20 protein-coding genes, 1 pseudogene and 1 riboswitch are annotated in these 24,226 nt (G+C 35.8%); of the genes and pseudogenes, 13 read left to right on the forward strand and 8 right to left on the reverse strand.

The window, feature by feature from the left end; genetic code table 11:
* The 5 genes and pseudogenes from VFS71_RS03065 to VFS71_RS03085 form a co-directional block, all read right to left on the reverse strand.
* Nucleotides 1-1,678, reverse strand: a pseudogene (locus VFS71_RS03065) (SprB repeat-containing protein); the annotation flags it as partial.
* Nucleotides 1,679-1,708: 30 nt separating this feature from the next.
* Nucleotides 1,709-2,656 carry a methionyl-tRNA formyltransferase gene (locus tag VFS71_RS03070; protein ID WP_326399315.1) on the reverse strand — a complete coding sequence of 316 codons (948 nt, stop codon included), beginning with the start codon at nt 2,654-2,656 and terminating at the stop codon, nt 1,709-1,711.
* Nucleotides 2,643-3,794 carry an ABC transporter substrate-binding protein gene (locus tag VFS71_RS03075; protein WP_326399316.1) on the reverse strand — a complete coding sequence of 384 codons (1,152 nt, stop codon included), beginning with the start codon at nt 3,792-3,794 and terminating at the stop codon, nt 2,643-2,645. Before VFS71_RS03075 ends, VFS71_RS03070 begins: the two co-directional genes overlap by 14 nt.
* Nucleotides 3,795-3,857: 63 nt before the next feature.
* Nucleotides 3,858-4,415 (reverse strand): phage tail protein, encoded by a 558-nt coding sequence (locus VFS71_RS03080; RefSeq protein ID WP_326399317.1) that lies wholly within the window; start codon nt 4,413-4,415, stop codon nt 3,858-3,860.
* Between the two features lie 828 nt (nt 4,416-5,243).
* Nucleotides 5,244-6,140 carry a helix-turn-helix domain-containing protein gene (locus VFS71_RS03085; protein ID WP_326399318.1) on the reverse strand — a complete coding sequence of 299 codons (897 nt, stop codon included), beginning with the start codon at nt 6,138-6,140 and terminating at the stop codon, nt 5,244-5,246.
* Between the two features lie 170 nt (nt 6,141-6,310).
* On the opposite strand from VFS71_RS03085, the gene VFS71_RS03090 reads away from it, so the two are divergent.
* The 13 genes from VFS71_RS03090 (at nt 6,311) to VFS71_RS03150 (ending at nt 21,864) form a co-directional block, all read left to right on the forward strand.
* A complete protein-coding gene (locus VFS71_RS03090; RefSeq protein ID WP_326399319.1) occupies nt 6,311-7,162 on the forward strand; it encodes an aldo/keto reductase in 852 nt (283 codons plus the stop codon).
* Nucleotides 7,163-7,213: 51 nt separating this feature from the next.
* Nucleotides 7,214-8,362: an aldo/keto reductase gene (locus tag VFS71_RS03095; RefSeq protein WP_326399320.1), complete on the forward strand. Its 1,149-nt coding sequence runs from the start codon at nt 7,214-7,216 to the stop codon at nt 8,360-8,362.
* A 44-nt stretch (nt 8,363-8,406) separates the two neighbouring features.
* Nucleotides 8,407-8,877 carry a nuclear transport factor 2 family protein gene (locus tag VFS71_RS03100; RefSeq protein ID WP_326399321.1) on the forward strand — a complete coding sequence of 157 codons (471 nt, stop codon included), beginning with the start codon at nt 8,407-8,409 and terminating at the stop codon, nt 8,875-8,877.
* A 63-nt stretch (nt 8,878-8,940) separates the two neighbouring features.
* Entirely contained in the window at nt 8,941-10,023 is a 1,083-nt protein-coding gene (locus VFS71_RS03105; protein ID WP_326399322.1) for an alpha/beta fold hydrolase, read from the forward strand.
* A 20-nt stretch (nt 10,024-10,043) separates the two neighbouring features.
* Nucleotides 10,044-10,673, forward strand: a complete 630-nt coding sequence (locus VFS71_RS03110; protein WP_326399323.1) for a flavodoxin — start codon at nt 10,044-10,046, stop codon at nt 10,671-10,673.
* A gap of 19 nt (nt 10,674-10,692) precedes the next feature.
* Nucleotides 10,693-11,415, forward strand: a complete 723-nt coding sequence (locus VFS71_RS03115; protein WP_326399324.1) for a carboxymuconolactone decarboxylase family protein — start codon at nt 10,693-10,695, stop codon at nt 11,413-11,415.
* Nucleotides 11,416-11,421: 6 nt separating this feature from the next.
* Complete coding sequence (locus VFS71_RS03120) at nt 11,422-12,480, forward strand: alpha/beta hydrolase (RefSeq protein ID WP_326399325.1); 1,059 nt, start codon at nt 11,422-11,424, stop codon at nt 12,478-12,480.
* 39 nt (nt 12,481-12,519) lie between these two features.
* The gene (locus tag VFS71_RS03125) at nt 12,520-13,002 is read left to right on the forward strand and encodes a cupin domain-containing protein (RefSeq protein WP_326399326.1); all 483 of its coding nucleotides are present in this window, start codon (nt 12,520-12,522) and stop codon (nt 13,000-13,002) included.
* Between the two features lie 312 nt (nt 13,003-13,314).
* On the forward strand, nt 13,315-13,611 hold the full coding sequence (locus VFS71_RS03130; protein WP_414655979.1) for a DDE-type integrase/transposase/recombinase: 297 nt from the start codon (nt 13,315-13,317) through the stop codon (nt 13,609-13,611).
* A gap of 210 nt (nt 13,612-13,821) precedes the next feature.
* A riboswitch (SAM riboswitch) is annotated at nt 13,822-13,921 on the forward strand.
* Nucleotides 13,922-14,270: 349 nt separating this feature from the next.
* Nucleotides 14,271-15,260 (forward strand): TlpA disulfide reductase family protein, encoded by a 990-nt coding sequence (locus VFS71_RS03135; RefSeq protein ID WP_326399327.1) that lies wholly within the window; start codon nt 14,271-14,273, stop codon nt 15,258-15,260.
* Between the two features lie 70 nt (nt 15,261-15,330).
* Complete coding sequence (locus VFS71_RS03140) at nt 15,331-16,800, forward strand: aminotransferase class V-fold PLP-dependent enzyme (protein ID WP_326399328.1); 1,470 nt, start codon at nt 15,331-15,333, stop codon at nt 16,798-16,800.
* 450 nt (nt 16,801-17,250) lie between these two features.
* Nucleotides 17,251-20,430, forward strand: coding sequence for a SusC/RagA family TonB-linked outer membrane protein (locus VFS71_RS03145; protein WP_326399329.1), 3,180 nt, complete (start codon nt 17,251-17,253; stop codon nt 20,428-20,430).
* A 12-nt stretch (nt 20,431-20,442) separates the two neighbouring features.
* Nucleotides 20,443-21,864 (forward strand): SusD/RagB family nutrient-binding outer membrane lipoprotein, encoded by a 1,422-nt coding sequence (locus VFS71_RS03150; protein WP_326399330.1) that lies wholly within the window; start codon nt 20,443-20,445, stop codon nt 21,862-21,864.
* 311 nt (nt 21,865-22,175) lie between these two features.
* Here VFS71_RS03150 and VFS71_RS03155 read toward each other — a convergent pair whose 3' ends face one another.
* The 3 genes from VFS71_RS03155 to VFS71_RS03165 form a co-directional block, all read right to left on the reverse strand.
* A complete protein-coding gene (locus VFS71_RS03155; protein WP_326399331.1) occupies nt 22,176-23,237 on the reverse strand; it encodes an NAD(P)-dependent alcohol dehydrogenase in 1,062 nt (353 codons plus the stop codon).
* Between the two features lie 21 nt (nt 23,238-23,258).
* Entirely contained in the window at nt 23,259-23,651 is a 393-nt protein-coding gene (locus VFS71_RS03160; protein WP_326399332.1) for a cupin domain-containing protein, read from the reverse strand.
* Between the two features lie 26 nt (nt 23,652-23,677).
* A partial coding sequence (locus VFS71_RS03165) for a TMEM175 family protein (RefSeq protein ID WP_326399333.1) occupies nt 23,678-24,226 on the reverse strand: 549 nt, incomplete at its 5' end.

Consider the following 24,226-nt stretch of genomic DNA (forward strand, 5'->3'; position numbering starts at 1 on the left):
ATCCGTTTGCGTCGATTACGGTTACGGTGTAGCTTCCTGCCGCAAGTCCAGTAGCAGTAGCAGCATTTCCTCCAGAAGGCGACCAAGAATAGGTATATCCCGGAGTTCCTCCAGAAGGAGAAACTGATGCAGTACCATTCGTTCCTCCGTTACAGGACACATTCGTTTGTGATCCTGATGTGGTACTGATTACAGATGGCTGAGTAATAGTATAATTTCGAGTTGCTGTACATCCGTTTGCATCCGTTACGGTTACGGTGTAGCTTCCTGCCGCCAAGCCTGTTGCTGCCGCAGCTGTTCCACCAGAAGGCGACCAAGAATAGGTATATCCAGGAGTTCCACCTGAAGGAGAAACCGAAGCGGCACCATTCGTTCCTCCGCTACAGTAGACATTCGTTTGGGATCCTGCTGCGGTACTGATTACCGATGGTTGTGAAATAGTAAAGTTTTTGGTAATTTGAGTTGATTCGCTATCAGTTATAGTACACGTATAGGCTCCCGCTGCTAAACCTGTAGCAGTAGCTCCCGTTCCTCCCGAAGGTGACCAAGAATAACTATAAGGGGCAACCCCGCCTGAGGCAGTTACTGAAGCAGTACCAATGTTAACTCCGTTACACAACAGATTGCTTTGACTAGTCGTTGCTGATAAAGCGAAACTAGTAGTAAAAGTCAAATCTGATCCATAGCTTGTACCTGCTGAATTGATTGCATACGCCCTAAAATGAACAAGTGTTCCTGTAGGTAAAGAGGAAATTGTAGCACTAAAAATTCCCGTTCCCGTGCCATTGGTTACTTTGGTATTGGCAGTGGTTGGGTTGACAGTCGTTGCCCAGACAATACCTCTTTCTGTTACTGTTGCTCCACCATCTGCGGTAACATTTCCACCCAAAGTTGCTTTTACAGCACCTACACCCGTTGCTGCAGTTGTGGTGATTGTTGGTAGTGCTGCGGTTGACCCAAATAAACGGAAGTTGTCTATTGCAATTTCTTGTGTTGCGCCAGCATTAGCAAAACAGTTCATACGAATGTCCAAAGTTGTCCCTGTTCCTACTATATTGGCTGTAAATTCAGCAAAAGCATAAGTTAAAGAAGCTCCATCACCTACATTGTCACCATTGGTGTCAAGTTGGAGTGTGTTACTTGAGGCTACGTTACCGGCAGGAATGTTACTGGCAAACATTAAGCCCCTTATCCATGAGCCACCATCGATACGGTATTCGAATGCCACAAAATCCTGTTGAGGAGGAGTAAGACTGTTCCAATCAATTCCTTGCCATCCACCAACATTATCTGCAGCAAAAAGACCTTTAAAAGATAAGCTAGTTTTTCCGGAAATATTTATACCAGTCCATGTAACCTGCTGATTTGCAGAAATGGTATTATTTGTTGTACAACTAGTACCTTTATCGATATCTTCGGCAGCCCACACTTTTGATCCTTCATAACCTGTATACGATCCATTTTGTAAGCTAAGAGCAGAAGCTAATGGTGATGTTCTAAAAAAATACACAGTTGCTGGTGTATTACAACTGAATTCTGGCACTGATGGCGTTCTTGTCCCCGTACTTGGAGCTCCAGTGTCTTCGAATGTGTCACTCCAAAATTGCGTTTGGGAATTTCCTTTTATATAAAAGAAACACATTAGAATTGTAAAAATAAAAGTAAAACTCTTTTTCATAATCAAATGGCTTTAAATTAGGGATTGTTTCTATATTTTAATTAAATCATTAGTTAGGATTGGTTTTAATACTGCAAACTGTTTTGCTGTCATAATACCACTATCTGTACTAAGTATTTCAACAGCAATTTGTTGATTCTCTTCGCATGCGATGTTAAGAGTATTTGTCACGGACACAATTGCACCTGCTTGGCTGTTATGGGGTAGATCTAATAAAGTTGCGGAGATTATTTTAATTTGTTCTCCGTAAAGGGATGCGTCTGCACCTGTATTCCAAGGATTGCAAGCATTAATTAATGAAATGATTTCGCTGGCAGACATTCGTTTCCAATTAATATAGGTATCGGATAATTCTGGTTTTTCATAATAATAAGATAATTTTTCATCCTGTGGCTGGCTTGGGATGATGCTAGCAAATTGTATCATATTAGCCACATTTAAGGCCACTTGGGCCATGCGCTCACTTAATTTAGCCGTTAGATTACCATAGGTATCTCCTGTTTCGATAGTAATTGGGTCATTAAAAATAATATTCCCTTCATCGAACCTGGCATTCATAAAGTGAACACAAATGGCAGTTTCTGTTTCCTGATTTTTGAGCACTTCAAAAATGGGCATAGGTCCGCGATATTGAGGTAAAGGGCCTGGATGAAAGTTGATGAATTTATCCTGTCCATAAGACAAAACTGTTTCGGGGAGTAAGAAAGGAAATGAGATGCAAAATATATAATCAGGTTGAATAAAGTCAATCCAAGATCTCATTCCTGTAATGCTTTTTTTATTCGGAAAAGATTTAAAACCGATGTTACTTTCTTCAGATTCTCTTTCTAGAGCTTCTATAATTGTGTCATTACTTTTGCCAATACCGATCGCACAAATGAATTTTTCATATGCGAGTAATTGCAAAGTTTGAAAGGCGAATTTTCCGCCACATAACACCAATATTTTTTTTTGTTTTTCCATATCAAATACAGACATAACTATTGTGCCAAGCCGATGTAGCTTTGTCTAAGTTCTGGTTAATTAATTTTTCGAAGTTTTTATGAATTTCATCTAATTCACCCTCTAATTGCACTTCGCATTTCCCTTCATTGTTTGGTATTATACTTGCTCTATACAATGGTGAAATAGAAGTATTTGTTTTAGAATTAAAATGAATTTTTCCTCTAGGGCTTATAAATTCAAATGAATGTAGACTTGATGCAATTTGAGTTATATTATTTTCGCATTCATCAATCAATTCAAGGACTCTTAATGCAATTGTAGCGCTTTCCCAACTTAATAATGAGAATAAATTCGGTGTTCTACCTGCTGCTATTATTGCTTTTTTAAAGATTTCATTTTCTTTCGACTCTATTTTTTTTGACCAAGCGGCTATTCCTTTTACAGTGTTATTGGGATATACAGCTTTGGCAAGCATTGTTTCTTCAAATCCAAAAGGGGGTAAATAAATAGGGATATTTTCATCTCCAAATGATTTTTTGATTCCTTCAAAGTACCATTGCACAAAATCACCACTAAAAATACTTAGCAAAGCACTGTCGGGATATTGTTCTAAATGATTTCTCAAAGGCTCTATTGTGAAATCCTCTGTTTTATAACCAGTGGCATGGTTAAAGGCAATTGTACCACCATTAGCTTCAAAACTTTTTGAAATGCTGTAAGTGTGTAAATAGCCCCCATCATAATAACCGGTAACCATTCCTGCGCTTTTATAACCATGATTTAATGCTTCTTTTGCGGCAAACCACGCTCCTAATGCATTGTGTAGGGAATGGTAAAAAATATTTGGACAACTAGGCCATTCATGTGGCAGGTTAGCACCAGTATCTAAAACAATCAGCATTTTATTGGCAGCAAGAAAAAGTGGGCGAAGCAATTGTGCAGTACGATGCCCTATATAAGCAATTACTAGAGAGACATTCTCTTCAAGTAAAAGTTTTTCCGCACTACGATAGCATTGTTGTTTTTCTGAGCCAAACCCGATGTTTTCTGTAACTATTCTAACATCTGTTCTCCCCAATTGTTTTAATCCTGATCTAAGTCCTTCATATAGATCAAACCCGATGGTTTCATAATATGTGGATCGGGCTAGTAAAATTCCTATTGTTTGCATATTTTTTTATTAATTAAAAGAGGGAATTTTCAATTTGAAAATTCCCTCTTTATATGGTTTTAATTATGGTCTGCTTGGGAATATTCCTTCAGTGGCAATAGAATAATTGACTACCAGATAAGGGTTCATTATACCAAGAGGGACGCCAGATCCGTTAGTATCAGTACTACCAGAAATTTCAACACCACCAGTATAAACTCCTGCGGTTGCTCCATTACCTGAATAATTAGCGCTTGCAGCAACGGCAGGGAAATTACTTTGTGGAGATGCTTCATCCGCATTTGCAGAAGATGCCTTTAATTTAGCCGATACAGCATTTAAAGTATGATTATGTTCCGGCATGTTTGTTGTTAAAATAGAAACATTCGTTGTTCCTGCTTTTTCTCCTATAACATAATTAGGGAGGCCCTGTCCTTGACCTTGTCCAATTGGCGTACGACCTTGTAAATCAGGTAAAGCAAATGTTGATTGTCCGTCTCCGCCATAATAGGTTCCCAATAAAGAAAACAAGGCTGCATTTGAAGAAATTGATAATAATTGACCGCTGCAGGTTTGGTATCCTATTGGTGCAAAATTGAATCCCAAAATTTTAATTTCCCCGATGAAAGGTTCTGTTGACATAGTTTTTAGTTTTATGGTTAAAAAAATAAATAAAATAAATTCTTGTTAATTGGATATACGTAACTGTCCCTGTTTTTATAATTAATTGAAGTCACCGGTTAATTGATTTTCAAACACAAATGGGGGTAACTTTTGTTCGAAAACCTTCCAAGGTTTCTGCATCTATTGTTCTTGAAAATATCTAGTTGATATCGCTTATTGCAGTTTCAATTTTTTTTATTTTTAGCTTTTCATTTTTTTGTTCTGGTATGTCAGCCACTTTGGCATTTGACTTGAGTCGAATGTTAAATAAAAAAGCATCTTATTTTTAATAGCATTTCAAAAGTAAATAGCTAATAAATGAAAAAGGAATAATATGTTACAGGATGGGGTTTTCTTGTCATGAAATCACTTTTTAGTACCAGTTTTTTCTTGATTGTATTGAAATTGTAATTCTATGGTTTTGATTTTAGTAATACTTTTAAGTATTATTTTTTAACTCTAGTAAAGATATATAAAATAAATAACTATAAATCAACAAGTTGTGTTATTTTAAAATCAATTAAATGTCTTTTGTTGTGTTTGAAAAATATATTTTTTTTGTAGTTTAAAACTGGTTAAGTGAAATGGGAAGAATATAAAAAAAGCCCATTCCGTAAAGAAAGGGCTTTAAATTTGTAATATTTACTAAACAATTTACAAAACAAATTTTATGTAAGATTTGTAGAAATTGGCCATGTGAAATTCATTATATAAAGTAAAAATTAGATTTAAATAATAATTGAGTAATTGTTTTAGAAAAAGCACTTCATAAATTTTTGATAAGGACAGGGTTTTTTATTAATAAACTTAATTTAAAATCCTGTATTCATTAGGTGTATAACCTACATGTTGTTTAAAAAAACGAGTAAAGTGCTGTGGATATTTAAACCCCAATTCATAAGCTACTTCGTTTATGTTTTTAGTGGAGTCAAATATTTTGTTTTTGGCGATATCAATAATTTTATTTTGAATGTATTCCTGCGCTGACTTTCCTGTTTCTTTTTTAATTAGATCACCAAAATAATTAGCTGATAAATTAAGTTCACGAGCGTAATAGGCAACAGATGGTAGCCCTATATTCTGAGGTTTATCTGAGAAAAAATAGCTGTTCAGTAATTTTTCAAATTTTTCGACGATTCCTTTATTGGCATTATCTCTGGTAATAAATTGACGATCGTAAAATCTTTCGCAATAATTCAAAAACAACTCAATATTGGAAGCAATAAGTTTTTTGCTATGCTTGTCAATGGATTGTTTTAACTCTATCTCAATTTTTGCAAAAGTATCCAATACAAGTTGCTTTTCACGTTCGGACAAATGCAATGCTTCGCTGGTATTGTAGCTGAAAAAATTGTAGTCATGAATGCTTTTTGCAAGCGATGTACCTCGGATTAAATCAGGATGGAAAACCAATCCATGTCCCATTGGTTGATAAAAATCTATTTTGTTTTCTACATCAATTACTTGACCAGGCGATATGAAAACCAAGGTTCCTTCCTGATAGTCATAATAATTCCGACCATATTTTAAATCACCACAGTTTACTTGTTTTAAAAATACACAGTAAAGTTCAAAGTTCATTTTAGAACCTGTTCTTTCTTTTGCTTTTGAAAAATCAATTATACTAACCAAAGGATGTAATGTCTCGTGATTATTAAAAGCATTGTACTCACTAATGGTTTTAAAATCAAATACTTGTTCCATGTTTTGTTATTTTGTTATACAAATTTAAGCATTTAAGCATAGCTATGATAGTGGTTTAAGTTTAATCAGTAATCTTGGTAGCAGATTCAGTAATTCATATACCAATGCCCATGTATTTAGTTCGGTAATTTGTATTAGTAAAATGATTAAAACTTTATTATTGAATTGCTATGTATAATATAAAATTAAATAACGGTGTTGAAATGCCAATTTTAGGGTTTGGCGTATTTCAAATGCAGGATATGGCAGAATGTGAACAAGCCGTGGTTGATGCTATTGAAGTTGGTTATCGATTAATTGATACAGCTGCATCTTACCAGAATGAAGCGGCTGTGGGAAAGGCAATAAAAAGATCTGGTATTGCTCGTGAAGAACTGTTTATTACAACCAAACTTTGGGTTCAGGACACAGGATACGAACAAACGAAGGCTGCTTTTCAAAGATCTTTGGATCGATTGCAGCTTAATTACTTGGATTTATATCTCATTCATCAACCCTATGGAGATGTATTTGGATCTTGGCAGGCAATGCAAGAACTATATCAAGAGGGGAAGATCAGGGCTATTGGTGTATCCAATTTCCAACCCGATCGAATAATGGATCTAATTGTAAATAGCAATTTTGCCCCTGCTGTTAACCAAGTTGAGACTCATCCTTTTCAGCAACAGATTGAAAATCAGAAATTCCTAAATGAAAATAATGTGCAAACTCAGTCATGGGGGCCTTTTGCAGAAGGAAAAAATAACATTTTCCACAATGACCTATTGATAAACATTGGTAATAAGCATGATAAAAGTGTAGCACAAATAATACTTCGCTGGCTTATCCAAAGAAATATTGTTGTAATTCCTAAATCCGTTCGCAAAGAGAGAATAAAAGAAAATTTTAATGTTTTTGATTTTGAACTTTCGGAAGGAGATATGAGTATAATTAAAACTTTAGACACAAAAGAAAGTTTATTTTTTGACCATAGAGATCCAAATATGGTAAAATGGTTGAGTGAAAGAAAGTTAGATATTTAAACTACATTTAAATAACAACTAAAGCCTTTATTCAATTTAATAAATCCAACTATGAATCGTCGAACTATTTTAAAAACCGCTGGGTTAGCATTGGCTGGAAGCGCTATACTACCTTTTGATTCTTTAGCACAATCTACTTCATCAATACCTTTTTTTGAAAATAAAGATACAACACCAGCGTCTCTTTTGCGCAAGCGAAAACTTGGGGCCACTCTTGAAGTTTCCAGTATTGGATTAGGTGTTCAGAACATGAGTCGCACGTATCAAACTACAATTCCCTCTCGTCCAGAAATGCTCAACATCATTAGAACAGCCTTTGATAAAGGAGTTACACTATTTGATACTGCTGAGGCTTACGGTCCTTTTGAAGTAGAACGAATTCTTGGAGAAGGTATAGCTCCCTTCCGTGACAAAATAGTCATCGAAACAAAGTTTGGCTGGAATATCGACCAAGAAACAGGTAAGCGATTACCTGGATTAAACAGTCGTCCTGAACATATCAAAATAGTAGTGGAAGGAATGCTGAAACGTCTTCGCACAGACCGAATTGATTTATTGTATCAACACCGTGTAGATCCGCAAGTTCCCATTGAAGATGTAGTTGGAGCTATTCAGGATTTGATAAAAGAAGGTAAAATATTGCATTACGGATTGTCCGAACCGGGAACTCAAACCATAAGACGAGCACATGCCATTCATCCCATTGCAGCCATTCAAAATGAATATTCAATGCTATGGCGTGGCCCGGAAAAAGAAATTATTCCACTATGTGAGGAACTCGGTATTGGTTTTGTCTCTTGGAGTCCACTCGGAGTGGGGTTTCTAACTGGATCCATTGATGCCGATACACACTTTGCTCAAGGTGATATTCGTGCGAATGAGTCTCGTTTCTCACCAGAGAATCTACCTCATAACTTAAAAATAGTAGATTTATTAAAAAAATGGGGTGTACAAAAACAGGCCACTCCTGCACAAATTTCATTAGCTTGGCTATTGGCGCAAAAACCTTGGATTGTTCCAATACCGGGCACGACACAGATGGCTCACATGTTGGAAAATATTGGAGCTGAAGATGTAAAATTTACCATGGATGAATTTAAGGAATTCAATAAACAATTGGATACTATTCAAATTTTGGGTGAACGATTACCTGCCTTTGTTCAAGCTTTTTCTGATGTGGAAGCACCATTAAAGAAATAAAAATTAAAAAGCATAATTACAATTTAACTTTTAAACTTAATCATATGAAAACATTAGTTATGAGTCTCATTGCAGTAGTAAGTTTCCAATTTTCTTTTGCACAAGAAAATACAACAACTACAGTTACTAAGAGTTACACAGTCGCTGAACAAGAAGTTATTCAACTTTCTAAAGATAAATGGCAATGGATGGCCGATAAAAATGTCGATAGACTTACGCCTTTGTTTGATGACAAATCGGTTTTTGTTCATATGGGAGGAAGTTGGGGAAAAAACCAAGAAATCAATGTGATTAAAAGTGGAGGGATTCATTACAAGAGAGCAGATATTCACGAAGTGTCAGTAAATATTATCGGTAATACCGCGATACTTTTAAACAGAATTACACTATTGGCAGTAGTAGGAGGAAATGAAGTTACTAATCCGTTTATTGTAACGGAAGTGTATATAAAAGGCAATGATGGCTGGAAACTTGGATCATTGTCGTTCACTAAGCTAATGACACCTGGACAATAAAATCTCAAATAATAAAAAAATAATAAATTGCAAACTTGAAAATATAAATTAAAATAAATTATAATGAGAAAGAAAGTGATTAGATTTTGGAGTGTACTTTGTTTGTTATTGATGGCCAATTCATCACTTTATGCACAAAAAAGTACGAAACAAAAACCGTTACTAATCGAAGAGCAGGGTAGTTTTGCTGTGGGAGGTACAGTTATAAAAAACTCTGGCACATTCGATCCGTTTAAACCCACTCCTGAAGGACAAACTTTTCATGGAGACCACGCCTATGTTTTTTATCAAATTCCAGCAAATGCTCACAAGTTACCATTGGTAATGTGGCACGGCATAGGTCAGTTTTCTAAAACATGGGAAACCACGCCCGATGGACGAGAAGGGTATCAAAATATTTTTCTCCGCAGAAACTTTCCTGTTTATGTGATTGATCAACCAAGAAGAGGTAATGCCGGTAGAAGTACTGTAGCAGCTACCATCAATCCAACACCCGATGAACAGCAATGGTTTGATGTTTTCCGTATAGGTGTATGGCCCAATTATTTTGAAGGTGTCCAATTTGCCCGAGATTCAATTACACTCAATCAATATTTTCGTTCTATGACACCAAGTATTGGTGCTATCGATAGTAATCTTAATTCGGAGGCGGTTTCAGCATTATTCAGCAAAATTGGCCCTGCAATTTTGGTTACACATTCCCATTCTGGTGGTATGGGATGGCTCACTGCTGTAAAAAATAAAAACGTCAAAGCAATAGTAGCTTACGAACCAGGTAGTGGATTCTTATTTCCTGAAGGTCAAGTGCCATTACCTTTAACAAGTTCAGCTGGTTCCCTAGAAGCAAGTTCGGTTCCAATGAAAGACTTTATGCAACTGACCAAAATTCCTATTGTTATTTATTACGGCGATAATATTCCTGAAAGTCCTTCAAACAATCCTGGGGCAGATGGATGGAGAGTACGCCTGCAGATGGCACGTTTATGGCGAGATGCAGTAAACAAAAACGGAGGTGATGTTACTGTAATTCATCTGCCAGAAATAGGAATTAAGGGCAATACACATTTCCCTTTTTCAGATTTAAATAATATTCAGATAGCCGATCTTATGTCGAGTTGGTTAAAGGAAAAAGGATTAGATAAATAAATTTTATTAAAGAAAATAAAATGAAAAAGACTGCAATATTCTTATTTCTAATAACTATAGTAGTTTGTATGTTTTCAGACTGCAGTAAAGCACAGGAAACATTTCAAAATAAGAGTGAGTCTCTAATGGATAAAAAGGTATTGATTGTCTATTTGTCAAGAACTAAAAACACTAAGGCAGTTGCAGTGATTATTCATAAAAACATCGGTGGATCACTGGTAGAACTTGAATTAGAGAATCCTTATTCTAAAGATTATAAAACAATAGTTAGTCAGGTAGCAAAAGAAAATGAAATTGGTTTTCTACCCCCGTTGAAAACTAAAATAGATAGCATTGAAAAATATGATATTGTATTCGTTGGTTTTCCAACCTGGGGTATGCAGCTGCCACCACCAATGAAAAGCTTTTTAAAACAATACAATTTAAGCGGAAAAACCATTATTCCATTTAATACCAATGCAGGTTATGGAATTGGCAACAGTTTTCAAACAGTAAAAGAACTATGTCCTAAAAGCATTATATTAGAAGGTTTCTCTACCAAAGGCGGAATAGAAAGAGATGGAGTTTTATTTGTAATGGAAGGTGAAAAAGAAAAACAGGTTGAAATTGATATTCAAAATTGGTTGAAGAAAATAGGTTTAGTTAATTGATTACGTTAAACAAATGAAAATGAAAACATTTTTAAAAGCAATTCTCTTCGTAATGATAGTAATTCTTACAGCCAATATGAATGCACAAACTGATTCAGTTCAGCATTTAAGTAATAAACAACAAGCAATTATAAGTATTGCAGCAGTTACGGCAAAAGGTGATTTAACAAAACTAAAAATAGAACTCAATACTGGGCTCGATTCTGGTCTGACTGTCAACCAGATCAAAGAAGTTCTCGTTCATATATATGCTTATTGTGGATTTCCAAGAAGTATTCGTGGATTACAAACTTTTATGACAGTATTGGAGCAGCGTAAAACCAAAGGTATTAATGATGTTGTGGGCGCAGAAGCATCACCTATAAAAGAGGAATCTAACAAGTACGATCGGGGCAAAGCCATTTTGGCAGCTCTTACAGGGGTATCACAAGATGGTCCAAAAATAGGTTATTCGGCATTTTCTCCTGAGATTGATGTCTTTCTCAAAGAGCATCTTTTTGCTGATATTTTTGAACGGGATATTTTAACTTATGTTGAAAGAGAGTTGACAACAATATCGGTCCTTAGTAGTATTGGTGGTGTAGAACCTATGCTACAGTCACATCTGAATATATGTCTGAATGTTGGTTTAACCCCAAATCAATTGCGGCAATTTATTGGAATCATCAAATCAAAAATAGGTAAAAAAGAAGGGGAGGCAGCTCAAAAAGTTTTGAACGAAGTCCTGAAAAATAAAAAATAAAATAGTATGAAAAAGATAATATTTCTACTTACCGTGATTGTATCAGGTATAGATGCAGATAATCTAAACGCACAAAATACAGAGGCTAATAAACAAGCGGCTGAACTTTTGAACACAAGGATTTACCCATTAAGAGAAGGTGAAAATGGTGTGAAAATCCAAAAAGTATCTTATCCCAATAGATTTCAAATAAATATAGTGGCCAATCTGTTTTTACCGCCCAATTATGATACAAATAAAAAATATCCAGCAATAGTTGTTGGACCTCCTTTTGGCGGAGTAAAAGAGCAGACTGCCGGTTTGCATGCTCAAAGGTTAGCAGAATTGGGTTATGTAACTTTAGCTTATGATCCAGTATTTATTGGAGAAAGCGGAGGGTTTCCACGCCATATCGAGTCACCTGAGATGAAAATAGAAGACTTTAGTGCGGCGATAGATTTTTTAAGTAATCATGCTTTGGTGGATAAAAATCGCATAGGTGTTTTAGGCGTATGCGCGAGCGGTGGTTATTCTGTGGCGGCAACTGCTATAGATCATCGTATAAAAGCACTAGCTACGGTTAGTATGTACGATATGGGGAGGGCAAGAAGACAAGGTGTTAATGATATTATTCCATTTGAAAAAAGGATGAAAACCCTGGATGAAATAGGAGAACAACGCACCAAGGAATTTGCTGGAGCGCAAAGGAAAGATATTCGTGCATTACCCGAAAAAGTAGATGCTGATACACCACAATTTGCTCGTGAATTTCTTGATTACTATGATACACCAAGGGGGAACCATCCAAATTCCACCGCTTATTATTCTTATTCGAGTCTTGCACCTATGATGAATTTTTTTCCTTTTGTGCAGATAGAAACTATTTCTCCTCGTCCGCTGTTGTTCATTGTGGGAGAGAAAGCGGTATCAGCCTATTTTAGTGAAGATGCCTTTTCAAAAGCGAAAGAGCCTAAAGAATTGTTTGTGGTTCCAGGGGCAACACATGTTGATTTATACGACCAACCCGCTTTTATGAAATCATCACTGAAAAAACTAGATGAGTTTTATAAACAATATCTGAAGTAAAAAGGGGTAATAGGATATTTTAAATATAAAGAAATCACTATGGAAAAAGGATTAAAGTACGTGTCGTTTATTCTGGTTTTTTTATTGACAGCTTGCTATTATAAAGTAAAAACTGAAAATGTTGCTGCAACCAAATCTGATGACATAATTTTTACAAAAGGAGAAAAAATAACCAATAATAATTTTATTGGGACAGTATGGTTGAATAATTTGGTTCAAGCCGATAGTGTAAATCAAAATGCCGTTGGGAGTGTAACCTTTGAACCAGGCGCAAGAACAAAATGGCATTCTCATCCTGCAGGACAGATTATATTGGCGCTTGAAGGAGTAGGATATTATCAGGAAAAGGGAAGTCAAAAAATCATTGTAAAAAAGGGGGATGTTGTAAAATGTCCTGCTAATATTCCTCATTGGCATGGTGCAAGTTCAGATACAAAATTTATTCAGGTAGCAATAACAGGAAGGGAAAAGGGGGAAACGATTTGGCTGGAACCTGTAAGTGATGATGAATATCGACAGTAAACTGTCTATAACTATTCTTCAGTTAAAAAAATGTATAAAAAAAAAGCCCATTTCGTAAGAAATGGGCTTTTAAGCTTGTGACCCCAGAGATACAAATTTCAAACCATTTTCTCCAATATTTGAAGAAATTGGCGTATTTTTAAGATAATTATATAAGATAAATTTTAAAAATATTTATAAAAGTGGTTTAATGTCCTGTTGGGGTTAAAATGTTAAAGAAGACACATTTCATTATAATATTCAATTCTTATTGACCAAGAGAAGGCAGAGGATGAGCGCCCAATCATTTCTAATTAGAGGCGTCAGCAACAACTGCAACCCAGGTTAATAAACATTGACAAGAGTGGCTCAAATAGTAGCGGGATTAAAGTTTATAACAAACGTTCATTTTCTAAAATAGATGCTCGACAGTGTAAATGCCTTAATAACATAGTAGAACAGAATCATCGTTATATAAAGCGGAGGAGTTTAAATGGTTTAGGTTTTAAAAATTTTGAATCTGCAAAAAGAACTCTAAGTGGTATTGAAGTTGTTCATATGTTGCGAAAGAATCAAATGTTTAATCCCGGGATTACTATGTTTAAATCCTTTTGTAAGTTGGTGACATAATTTTTTTATTTTGATTATTTTATGTTTTAATTTGACAAATGCGACAGAAACGAATATTTTAAAGTTATCAAAAAATAATATTTTATAATTATATTGCTGATTTATAAGTGATTGTATTTATTTTTTAAACAATATCATTTTTTTTGTTTTATACTATATTAATTTGATAGAATTTATATATATTTGCATCGGCAGAAGATAATTCTGCTTGACTTATCCAGAAAGACTGAGGGAATAGGCCCGATGAAGTCTTAGCAACCTGTTGCCAAATAAGGTGCTAAATCCTTCCGCTACGGCGGACAGATAAGAGATATTTCCTTAGAAAAATCTGAATAAGCCATATTGTTTTTTTAAACTTTTAATTTATTAAAATGAAAACTGACTTACTTCTTTTACCTGATTACAGCGTACCATTTAATCTGCTCCGTAGAGTGACTCACAGTTTAGTTTTCCGAATGCGGAGCTTCTAATTTTTTTAACCTAATACCTTAATTAAAGCATTTACTGAAGGCCACTTTCAAATAGGCCCAGCAATACTTACGTCTAATTTTAAAACCAAATTATTATGAAAAAATCTTATTGCGCTTACTATTTCCGCCTTGTTGATCCAATTAAATCAGCTTATCCAAACATTAATATTCACTTAAAAATTAAATAAAATGAAAAGAATAATAACAATTTTAGCTTTATGCCTAGGCGTAATTGGTGCTCAGGCACAAGAAAGTAATTTACAATTAAAAGGAACAGTGACCGATACTGTTGCTCAATATGTGTATCTGCAAAAATTCCATAACAAAATGTTTAAAACCATCGATTCGGTAAAAGTCAAAGATGGAAATTTCAGTTTCAAAACAAAAGTAAAAACACCCGAATTATATGGTTTAAGTGTAAATACGGCTAATTCTCCATTGTATATTTTTCTTGAAAATAATACGATTACCGTAAAATTAAGTCCGAAGAAATATTACAGTGCATCGGTGGTGGAAGGTTCTGAAAGCCAAAATTTATTCGATGTCTATAGAAAAACGAAAGATATAGAAATCAGTAAATTCATTACAGAACATCCTAAATCAATTGTTTCGGCCTATGTGTTGTACAGAAACTGGTCTTACAGATTAAAACCGGAAGAAATTACGGCAAACATAGCATTGCTTGATAAAAGTCAGCAGAGTTCGGTTTACGTCAAAGAACTTAAAGAATTGGTGACTGTTTTAAATGGAGTAGCTATTGGAAAAAAAGCTCCCGATTTTACCGCAAACAATCCTGAAGGTAAGCCTGTCCGCCTTTCAGAAAATCTTAAAGGATATACTTTGATTGATTTTTGGGCTTCTTGGTGTGGTCCGTGCAGAAAGGAAAATCCAAATGTTGTTGCAGCTTACAAAGAATTTCATGACAAAGGATTTAATATTATCGGAGTTTCATTGGATAAAAAGAAAGAAAACTGGATTAAGGGCATTAAAGAGGATAATTTGGATTGGCAGCACGTTTCGGATTTAAAGTTTTGGAACAGTGAAATTGCAAAGTTGTACGGTGTAAGAGCTATTCCAGGTAATTATCTAATTGATTCAAAAGGAATTATTGTAGCAAAAAATCTTGAAGGAGAAGAGCTTAAAACTACACTAAAAGCGCTTTTAGATAATAAATTATAATCTGCTTTTAATTTTCGAATTCTTTGAAAGATTCAAACAAAATAGAAGGAATTAATTTAATGATATGGAAATGAATGCTACTGAAAAAAAATCGGAACTCATTAATTTAGAAAACTACTTTTCTAAATTCAGAGAAAATACGGTAGGAGTAAACCACAGTTTTAAATCGACGTATGGGAAACAAAAACTGCTTTATGCGGATTGGGTTGCCAGCGGAAGATTATATGCCCCAATTGAAGATATTATACTCAATAAAATAGGTCCGATGATTGCCAATACGCATTCATTTTCAAGTCAGACAGGTAAAGTTTCCACTTATGCTTACCGGCACGCCAGAGATATAATTAAAAAGTCGGTCAATGCCAATACTTCTGATGTCTTAGTTACAACCGGCACCGGAATGACGGCAGCTTTATCAAAACTGCAGCGAATTATAGGTTTGCATACGCGTCATGAAGGTGATAAACCAGTTGTTTTCATAACACACATGGAACATCATTCGAATCAGGTTCCATGGTATGAAATCAATGCCGATGTGGTGATTTTACCTCCAGATGAAAATAATTTAGTAGATCCGAAAGTGCTTTTAAAAGAGTTAAAAAAATACTCAGACAGAAGCCTCAAAATTGGTTCGTTTACCGCTTGTTCAAATGTCACTGGAATTATCACGCCGTATCATGAATTGGCAAAAATCATGCATCAAAACGGAGGATTATGTTTTGTCGATTTTGCAGCTTCGGCACCTTATGTCAAAATCGACATGCATCCAAAAGATCCGGAACAGCAACTGGATGCTATTTTCTTTTCACCCCATAAATTCTTGGGCGGTCCTGGTACTTGCGGTGTCTTGATTTTTAACGAAAAGCTGTATAAAGCCAATTTTCCTGATAATCCGGGTGGAGGAAATGTGAAATGGACAAAACCATCTGGAGAATATTGTTACAGCAATGTAGTAGAAGTAAGGGAAGATGGCGGTACACCAGGGTTTCTGCAGGTTATTCGAACCGCTTTGGCATTGCAGTTAAAAGAGGAAATGGGAATTGGAAATATTAAAAACCGAGAAAAAGAATTGCTTGAACTTTGTTTCTATGAACTTCAAAAAATAAAATGCTTAACTGTTTTAGGCGATACTGAAGCGGATAGAATTGGCTGTGTGTCTTTTGTAATTGAAGATATTCATTATAATCTGATTGTTAGGATTCTAAATGACCGCTTCGGAATTCAGGTTCGTGGCGGATGGTCTTGCGCAAGTACGTATGCTCATTATCTGTTTGATATCGACGAAGAAAAATCAAAAACAATAACGAATGAACTTCTTCAGAAAAATCAAACTAACAAACCGGGCTGGGTGCGCTTATCACTGCATCCGATTATGACAGATAAAGAACTCTTATTTATTTGTGATGCGGTTCAAAAAGTGGCTTTTAATTATAAAGAGTGGCAAAAAGACTATCTATATAATGCTGCCACAAATGAGTTCGAAAATATTCACATTAATGAATCCATTGCGGATGAGGTAAACGAATGGTTTGTATTTTAATCTGAGTTTAAATTTAGGAAAACACTTATATTAAGTAAAAAGTATATTGAAATTAACTGGCTCTTCTTTAGTGATTTAAAATTTTGAATCAATTTAATTAACAAATTTTTTCCAAAAAAAACTATTAAAATTTTGGAGTTAAATTTTTTAACATAACTTTGTTCTATCAAATTAGTAGAGTTTAAATATTTTTTCAATTCCTAAAACATAAAAAAATTTAAATAAGAATGGATCCTTTATTTTAGGGGCAAATCTTGTAAAGACTAATTAAATAATAGTAACCTAAAAATAAATAAAAAATGAAAAAACGAATGTGTTGTAAATAAAAAAACCATTTCTGTTCCAGCAGAAATGGTTAAGCTTAAAAGAAATTGTTCATCTCTATAAGGAAAGCGAGAGTGGAGTAAATCCGTTTTCGGCTCACCTTATTTATTAAACCAAAACAAAGTAATGAAAAAAAAATTAAATAGATATGCATGGTTGTGCATTTTCTTGATTTCCATAGGAATTAAAGCTCAAGATACCAAACCGTTAATTCAGTCCAACCTCGAAGGAATAGTGATCGATGCGGTTACAAAGGAGCCTGTTACCGGTGCTTCAGTAAACATAAAAGGTACAACACACGATGTTGTAACAGATGCAGAAGGGAAATTTCATTTCCAAACAGGACAAAAACTGCCTTATACTTTAATAGTAAGTTATTTGGGGTATAAAAAAAAGGAAATTACTGTTAACGAAAATTCAGTTACCATTGATATTTCTGAAGAGCAGAATGTGCTGTCAGAAGTAGTAGTTACCGCACTAGGTATTTCCAAAGAAAAGAAATCTTTAGGATATACTACTCAATCCCTTAAAGGCAAGGAATTAGAGAATACAAAAGAAACGAATTTTTTGAATAGTCTTACTGGTAAACTGGCAGGAGTACGTATCACCAATTCGCAGGGCGATATGGGATCTTCACGTATCGTTATTCGTGGTGAAACATCTATAGCGGGAAACAATCAGCCGTTATTTGTAGTCGATGGAGTTCCGGTAGATAATTCGCAGTTGAACTATGGCGGAGCTACCCGCGATTTCAAAAATGCGATTGCCGATTTAAATCCCCATGATATTGAATCATTAAACGTATTGAAAGGCCCTAATGCTGCTGCTCTTTACGGATCGCGTGCTGCACATGGTGTTGTTCTTATAACTACAAAATCTGGAAAAGGTCAAAGGGGATTGGGCGTAACTGTGAGCTCGGGTATAACCGCATCTGAAGTTACCACTTTACCTGATTTTCAAAATTCATTTGGACAAGGATCAAACGGAAAGTTCAGCTATGTAGATGGTAAAGGAGGCGGAGTTAATGACGGAGTTGATGAAAGCTGGGGACCTAAACTGGATGGACGCCTTATTCCACAATTTTACTCAAATGGTGTACCGGTGCCTTTTGTGGCTCATCCTGATAATGTGAAAGACTTCTTTAATACCGGTCTAACTTTTGATAATAGTATTTCTGTAGCCAGTTCGAATGAAAAATCAGATTTCCGTTTAGGAGTTAATAATCAAAAGCAAAATGGGACTGTGCCTAACAGTGAAGTAAATAAAACAAACTTTAGTGTTAGCACTAATTACCAAATATCCAAAAATATTAAAGTAGGTGTAAATGCCAACTATATTGTTGCAGATGCTCCTGCCTTACCAGGGGGACCAGGCGGTAACCGTGCAGCGGGAGTTATGTTACAGTTTCTTTGGTTTGGACGCCAGGTGGATATCAATCAGCTTGAAAGTAATAGAGATGTCAACTGGAACAACAGCTATTACAGCAATCCGTATTGGAATGCTTACTATAATACTACCAGTCAGCAGCGCAACCGTTTAATAGGAGATATTCATTTGGATGCAAAAATTATCGATGGGCTTAACTTTAGATTCCGCACTGGAGTTGACTATTATAACGACCGCAGAAAATACAAAATTAAATATGGTACCAATGGAACTCCTTACGGATCGTATGCAGAAGATGCTTATACTGTAGACGAAAGAAACACAGAGGGTATTCTGCAGTATACCAAAAAACTAAGCGAAGATTTTAGTTTGGATGCTCTTGCCGGATTCAATGTGCGTAATCATAGCGATGCAAACAATTATCAAAAAGCACCACGTTTGGCTGTGCCAGATTTATATACGCTGACTAATTCACGAGATCCGTTGACTTCATCAAACTCATACTCTCAATTGAAAGTGTACAGTGCCTATACTTCAGCACAAGTTGGTTACAAAAATTATGCGTTTTTAAACTTAACAGCCCGTAATGACTGGTCATCGACACTGCCAAGCAGTAACCGATCTTATTTCTATCCTTCTATTAATGGTAGTTTGGTACTATCTGAAGCCTTGAATCTGAAAAGTAATACGCTTGACTTCTTAAAGCTGCGTGGTGGCTGGTCAGAAGTAGGGAACGATGCAGATCCATACCAATTATCTACAGTTTATAATTTTCAAACTGCATTCGACGGAAATCCGATTCAAACCTCTTCGCAAAAGAAACTGAATGAGGACTTGAAACCGGAGACAACCCGTTCTACTGAAGTTGGTGTAGAAGCCTCTTTCTGGAAAAACAGACTGCATTTTGATGCCGCTTATTATAACACCAATAGTTTTGACCAGATTTTGGAAATAAAAACAACTGCATCGAGCGGTTATAATTCACAGTTGATCAATGCAGGTAAAATAAATAACCATGGTATAGAAATTCAATTGGATGGAAGTCCTGTTCAAACTGATAATTTCAAATGGAACGTTGGCTTAAATTATTCAAAGAATATAAGCGAAGTAAAGATTCTTGACTATGACGGAAAGATTCAAAACTATACAATAGGTTCTTCGGGAGGTGTAGATGTATTAGCATCGGTAGGGCAGGCTTATGGTGCTCTTTACGGTACAGCTTATCTGCGCGACGCAAATGGTAATATAGTAGTTGGAGCTAACGGACTGCCAAAAGCGGATCCGCAGAAGAAAGTGTTAGGACATTACACTCCGGATTATTTGGCTGGCCTTACAAATACATTGACCTATAAAAATCTTGAATTGTCATTCCTTATTGATGCTAGTGTAGGGGGAGAGATTTTCTCTGGAACTAACAGAACAGGTAATTACACTGGTGTATTGGCTCAAACCCTTCCAGGCCGCGATGCAGCCAATGGCGGATTAAACTACTATTTGGCAGGTTCTACCAAAACTTTGTTACCAGCTGGTGCAGCTGCTCCAGGCGGAGCAACGGTATATGACGATGGAATGATCTTTAGCGGAGTATATGCTGATGGAACTCCAAACACTTCAGTACTTAGTGCACAGGAATATTACAAAGCGTCATACAACATCAGTGAAGCTTATATTTATAGTTCCACTTTTGTAAAACTAAGAGAAGTAAAACTTACTTACAATTTTAATAAAAAACTAATTAAGAAGCTGGGATTGGAAGGAGCAAGTATTACTGCTGCAAGCCGTAACCTGTTCTTTATTTACAAAGACGTGCCAAATATTGATCCTGAAACAGCTTTCAATTCAGGAAATGCACAAGGTTTGGAGAGTTTAGCCCTGCCAACTACAAGGAACTTCAGCCTTAATGTTAATCTTAAATTTTAAAAACACGAAATCATGCTAAAAAAAATAGCTTATATAACTCTATTAGCATTGTCGCTGACTTCTTGCAGTGATCTGGATGAAATTAATAAAAATCCAAATGCTACTGAAACACCATTGGCACCTTACCTGTTAACAGGATCATTAAAACAGGGTGCCGACTTATATTGGGGCTCGACAAATAACTTTGACTCGTCTTTATTATTTGTACAACATTGGGCAAAAATCCAATATACTGAGCCAGACAGATACGATGTCTCCAACACTTCTTTCACTTCATTGTGGAATACTGGATATGCGACCTTGATTACAGATTTGAACACGATTCTGAATTTCCCGGAGGCACAGGCAAATTCAAATTATAAAGGAATTGCACTAACCCTGCGTTCATGGACGTTTTTATTGCTGACAGATGCTTACGGAAGCATTCCTTATAAAGAAGCAGGTCTAAAAGTGACACCTGCCTATGATACTCAAAAGGAAGTATATACAGGATTACTTGAAGATTTGAAAAAAGCCCAGTCTTTGCTAGGTACAGCAAACGGTGCTGTAACTGGAGATTTGGTTTATAAAGGCGATATTTTAAAATGGAAAAAACTGGTAAATTCACTTCGTTTGCGTATTGCTTTGAGAATTTCAGACAGAGAGCCTACTTTAGCTAAACAGGCAGCGATTGATGCAACGACTGATGCTGCAGGAGTATTGAGTAGCAATGGCGATACCTTTCAGTTTGTTTACATCAGTTCACCTCAGCAAAATCCGGCTTCGGCTTGGTTTGAAACCCGCGATGATTATCGTATTTCGAAGACATTGGTTGATAAGTTATATGCTTTAGCAGATCCGCGTTTACCTGTTTATGCGCAGCTGCCATCTGATGCAAGCGTAGGTAAGTATGTTGGCGTTGCCAATGGATTATCAAACAGTGATGCCAATAGTCAGGGTTTTGCCAAAACATCAAAACCGGGTAAGTACTTCCTGACCTCAACATCGCCGGCTGTAATCGCTTCTTATTCTGAAACATTATTCAATCTTTCTGAAGCCGTAGCCCGTGGTTTTATTTCCGGAGATGCAGAGCAGCTTTATAAAAATGCAATTACGGCATCGTTCAATCAATTTGGTATTACAGATACAGTAATTATTTCCAATTATCTTAATCAGGCAGCTGTGAAGTACGATGCTACAAATTATGCTAAATCGATAGGTACGCAAAAATGGATTGCATTTTACGGACAAGGGCTTGATGCTTTTGTAGAGTGGAGAAGACTTGACTATCCTCTGTTAACAGCCGGTCCGGCTACGGTTTTGGATGGGAAGATACCTTCGCGTTTCTTTTATCCAGGCACAGAGCAGTCGTTGAACGGAACTAGTTATCAGGCCGCGGTAACTGCTCAAGGAAAAGACCTGCTTACTACAAAACTATGGTTTGATATAAAATAAGCTGGATTCCAAAAGGAATACTCATTATCACAAAAAAGCTAAATCGAAAGATTTAGCTTTTTTTATGATCTTTTAAATACAAATTTTGAAACTTAGTAGTTTTAAAATCTGTGATTAATAAGAATTAAAGGTTTTAAGAATCAAATGTTTAACCAGTGGATTACTATGTTTAAATCCTTCTGTAAGTTGGTGGCATAATTTTTTTATTTTGATTATTTTATGTTTTAATTTGACAGATGCGACAGAACCAAATTAAAATGATTGTATAAAAGTCATCAGAGATTTATACAATCATTATTAAAATCCAATTTTTAATTAAAATCTTTTAATGAATTCATATCAATTACAAATCGGTATTTGACATCTCCTTTTTCCAGTCTTTCAAAAGCATGGTTGACATCTTGAACTTTAATCAATTCAATGTCGGCGGTAATATTATGTTCTGCACAAAAATTCAACATTTCTTGAGTTTCGGCAATACCTCCAATATTTGAACCCGAAAAGCTTTTTCTGCCCATTACTACATTAAAAGCTCCTACTTCTAAAGGCTCAGGTGGCAACCCAACCAAAACCACAGTACCATCGTGTTTTAAAAGATTTAGGTACGAATTAACGTCATGTTTTGCCGATACGGTGTCAATAATTAAATTAAGTTTTCCAGCATATTTACTCATTTGTTCCGCAACGGTTGATAATACGGCATTATCAGCACCGAGACGCTTGGCATCTTCCACCTTGGATTGAGAAGTGGTAAACACTGTTACTTCGGCCCCCATTGCTTTAGCTATTTTGATAGCCAAATGACCTAATCCTCCAATACCCAAAATACCTACTTTTTTACCTGGTCCAGCATTCCAATGTCTTAATGGTGAATACACTGTAATACCGGCACACAATAAAGGCGCGGCGGCAGCCAAATCTAAACTTTCCGGCACATGTAACACATATTTGTCTTCACAAACATAAGTTTCAGAGAATCCTCCGTAAGTGACTCCTCCCAAATATTTGTCGAGAGAATTGAAGGAGAAGGTTGGGAATTGATCACAAAATTGTTCCAAGCCTTCGTGGCAACTTTCGCATTCTTGACAAGAATCTACAATACAGCCCACTGCGGATAAATCGCCAACTTTAAAATTCTTGATATAAGTGCCAACTCGGGTTACTCGTCCCACGATCTCGTGTCCAGGAACAATAGGGTAAGCTGTCATTCCAAAATCATTCTTGATTTGGTGTAAATCAGAATGGCATATTCCGCAATATAGAATTTCCATCTCAACATCGTGAGCTTGTAATTCCCTACGGCTGATATTCAATGCTTCTAAAGGCTGGTCTGCAGCCTTTGTTCCAAAAGCTTTTACTGTTGTGGTTTTCATATTTATGTTGGTTATAATTAATTATTTTATGATGTTATAGTCCTCATCGGTTACAGCTTGAAACCATTCGGTTTTATCCTTGTCATAGTCAGGTACAAGGGCAATGTGGCGCATCAAATTACCGTGCGAAGCTCCGTGCCAATGCACTATGTTTTTAGGAATTTTGACCACATCTCCTTTTTGTATCAACTGAATTGGTTTTCCTTTTTCCTGATAGTAACCAATTCCTTCAATCACAAACAATATTTGCCCGCTAGTGTGGCTGTGCCAGTTGGTTCTGGCTTTGGGTTCGAATGTTACCGTTCCCATATTGATATTATATCCTTCCTCGGGTTTCACATTCATGTTTACCCAAACTATTCCCGCGAAATAGGCTGCGGGTGCAGCTGTTCCTTTATCTGTAAATGTTGACATTTTAAAATTTCTAATTGTTTTAGTGTTTATTCATTTTCTTCTTGCTCAAATATATGATTGGGGACAAACCAAGATAAGGATGTCAGTATTAGAATTATAAAAGCTAGTTTTGGAAAATTAATTAGTGATAAAATGATGGCTACGCAATTCAAACCAAGGCTGAAATACGATTTTTTATGACCTTTGAAAGTATTGAAAAAAGAAGAATCTTTGCCGTGCAACTGACATAATTTGTTGACTAAAAGGAGATATACGAGGATGCTTACAGTGAGCAAGCTTGCATAAATAGTAACCGTAATTGCTTTAAAATTATTTTCACCCATTGCTGCTGTTGCAAAAGGGACAAGTGACAAAATAAAAAGGTTAAGCATATTGATCCAAAGTATCTTATTGTCAACTTTAGAAACGGTTTGAAACAAATGATGATGACTGGCCCAATTTAATCCTACAAATAGAAAACTTACTGCATAGCTAATAAATACAGGCCACATTGCTGCAAAACTATCCAAATTAGGATTGTGTGGAACTTTAAATTCCAAAACCATTATGGTAATAATAATGGCATAAACTCCATC

Source organism: Flavobacterium sp. (genome assembly GCF_035760125.1).
In the GTDB taxonomy this organism is placed as follows: domain Bacteria; phylum Bacteroidota; class Bacteroidia; order Flavobacteriales; family Flavobacteriaceae; genus Flavobacterium.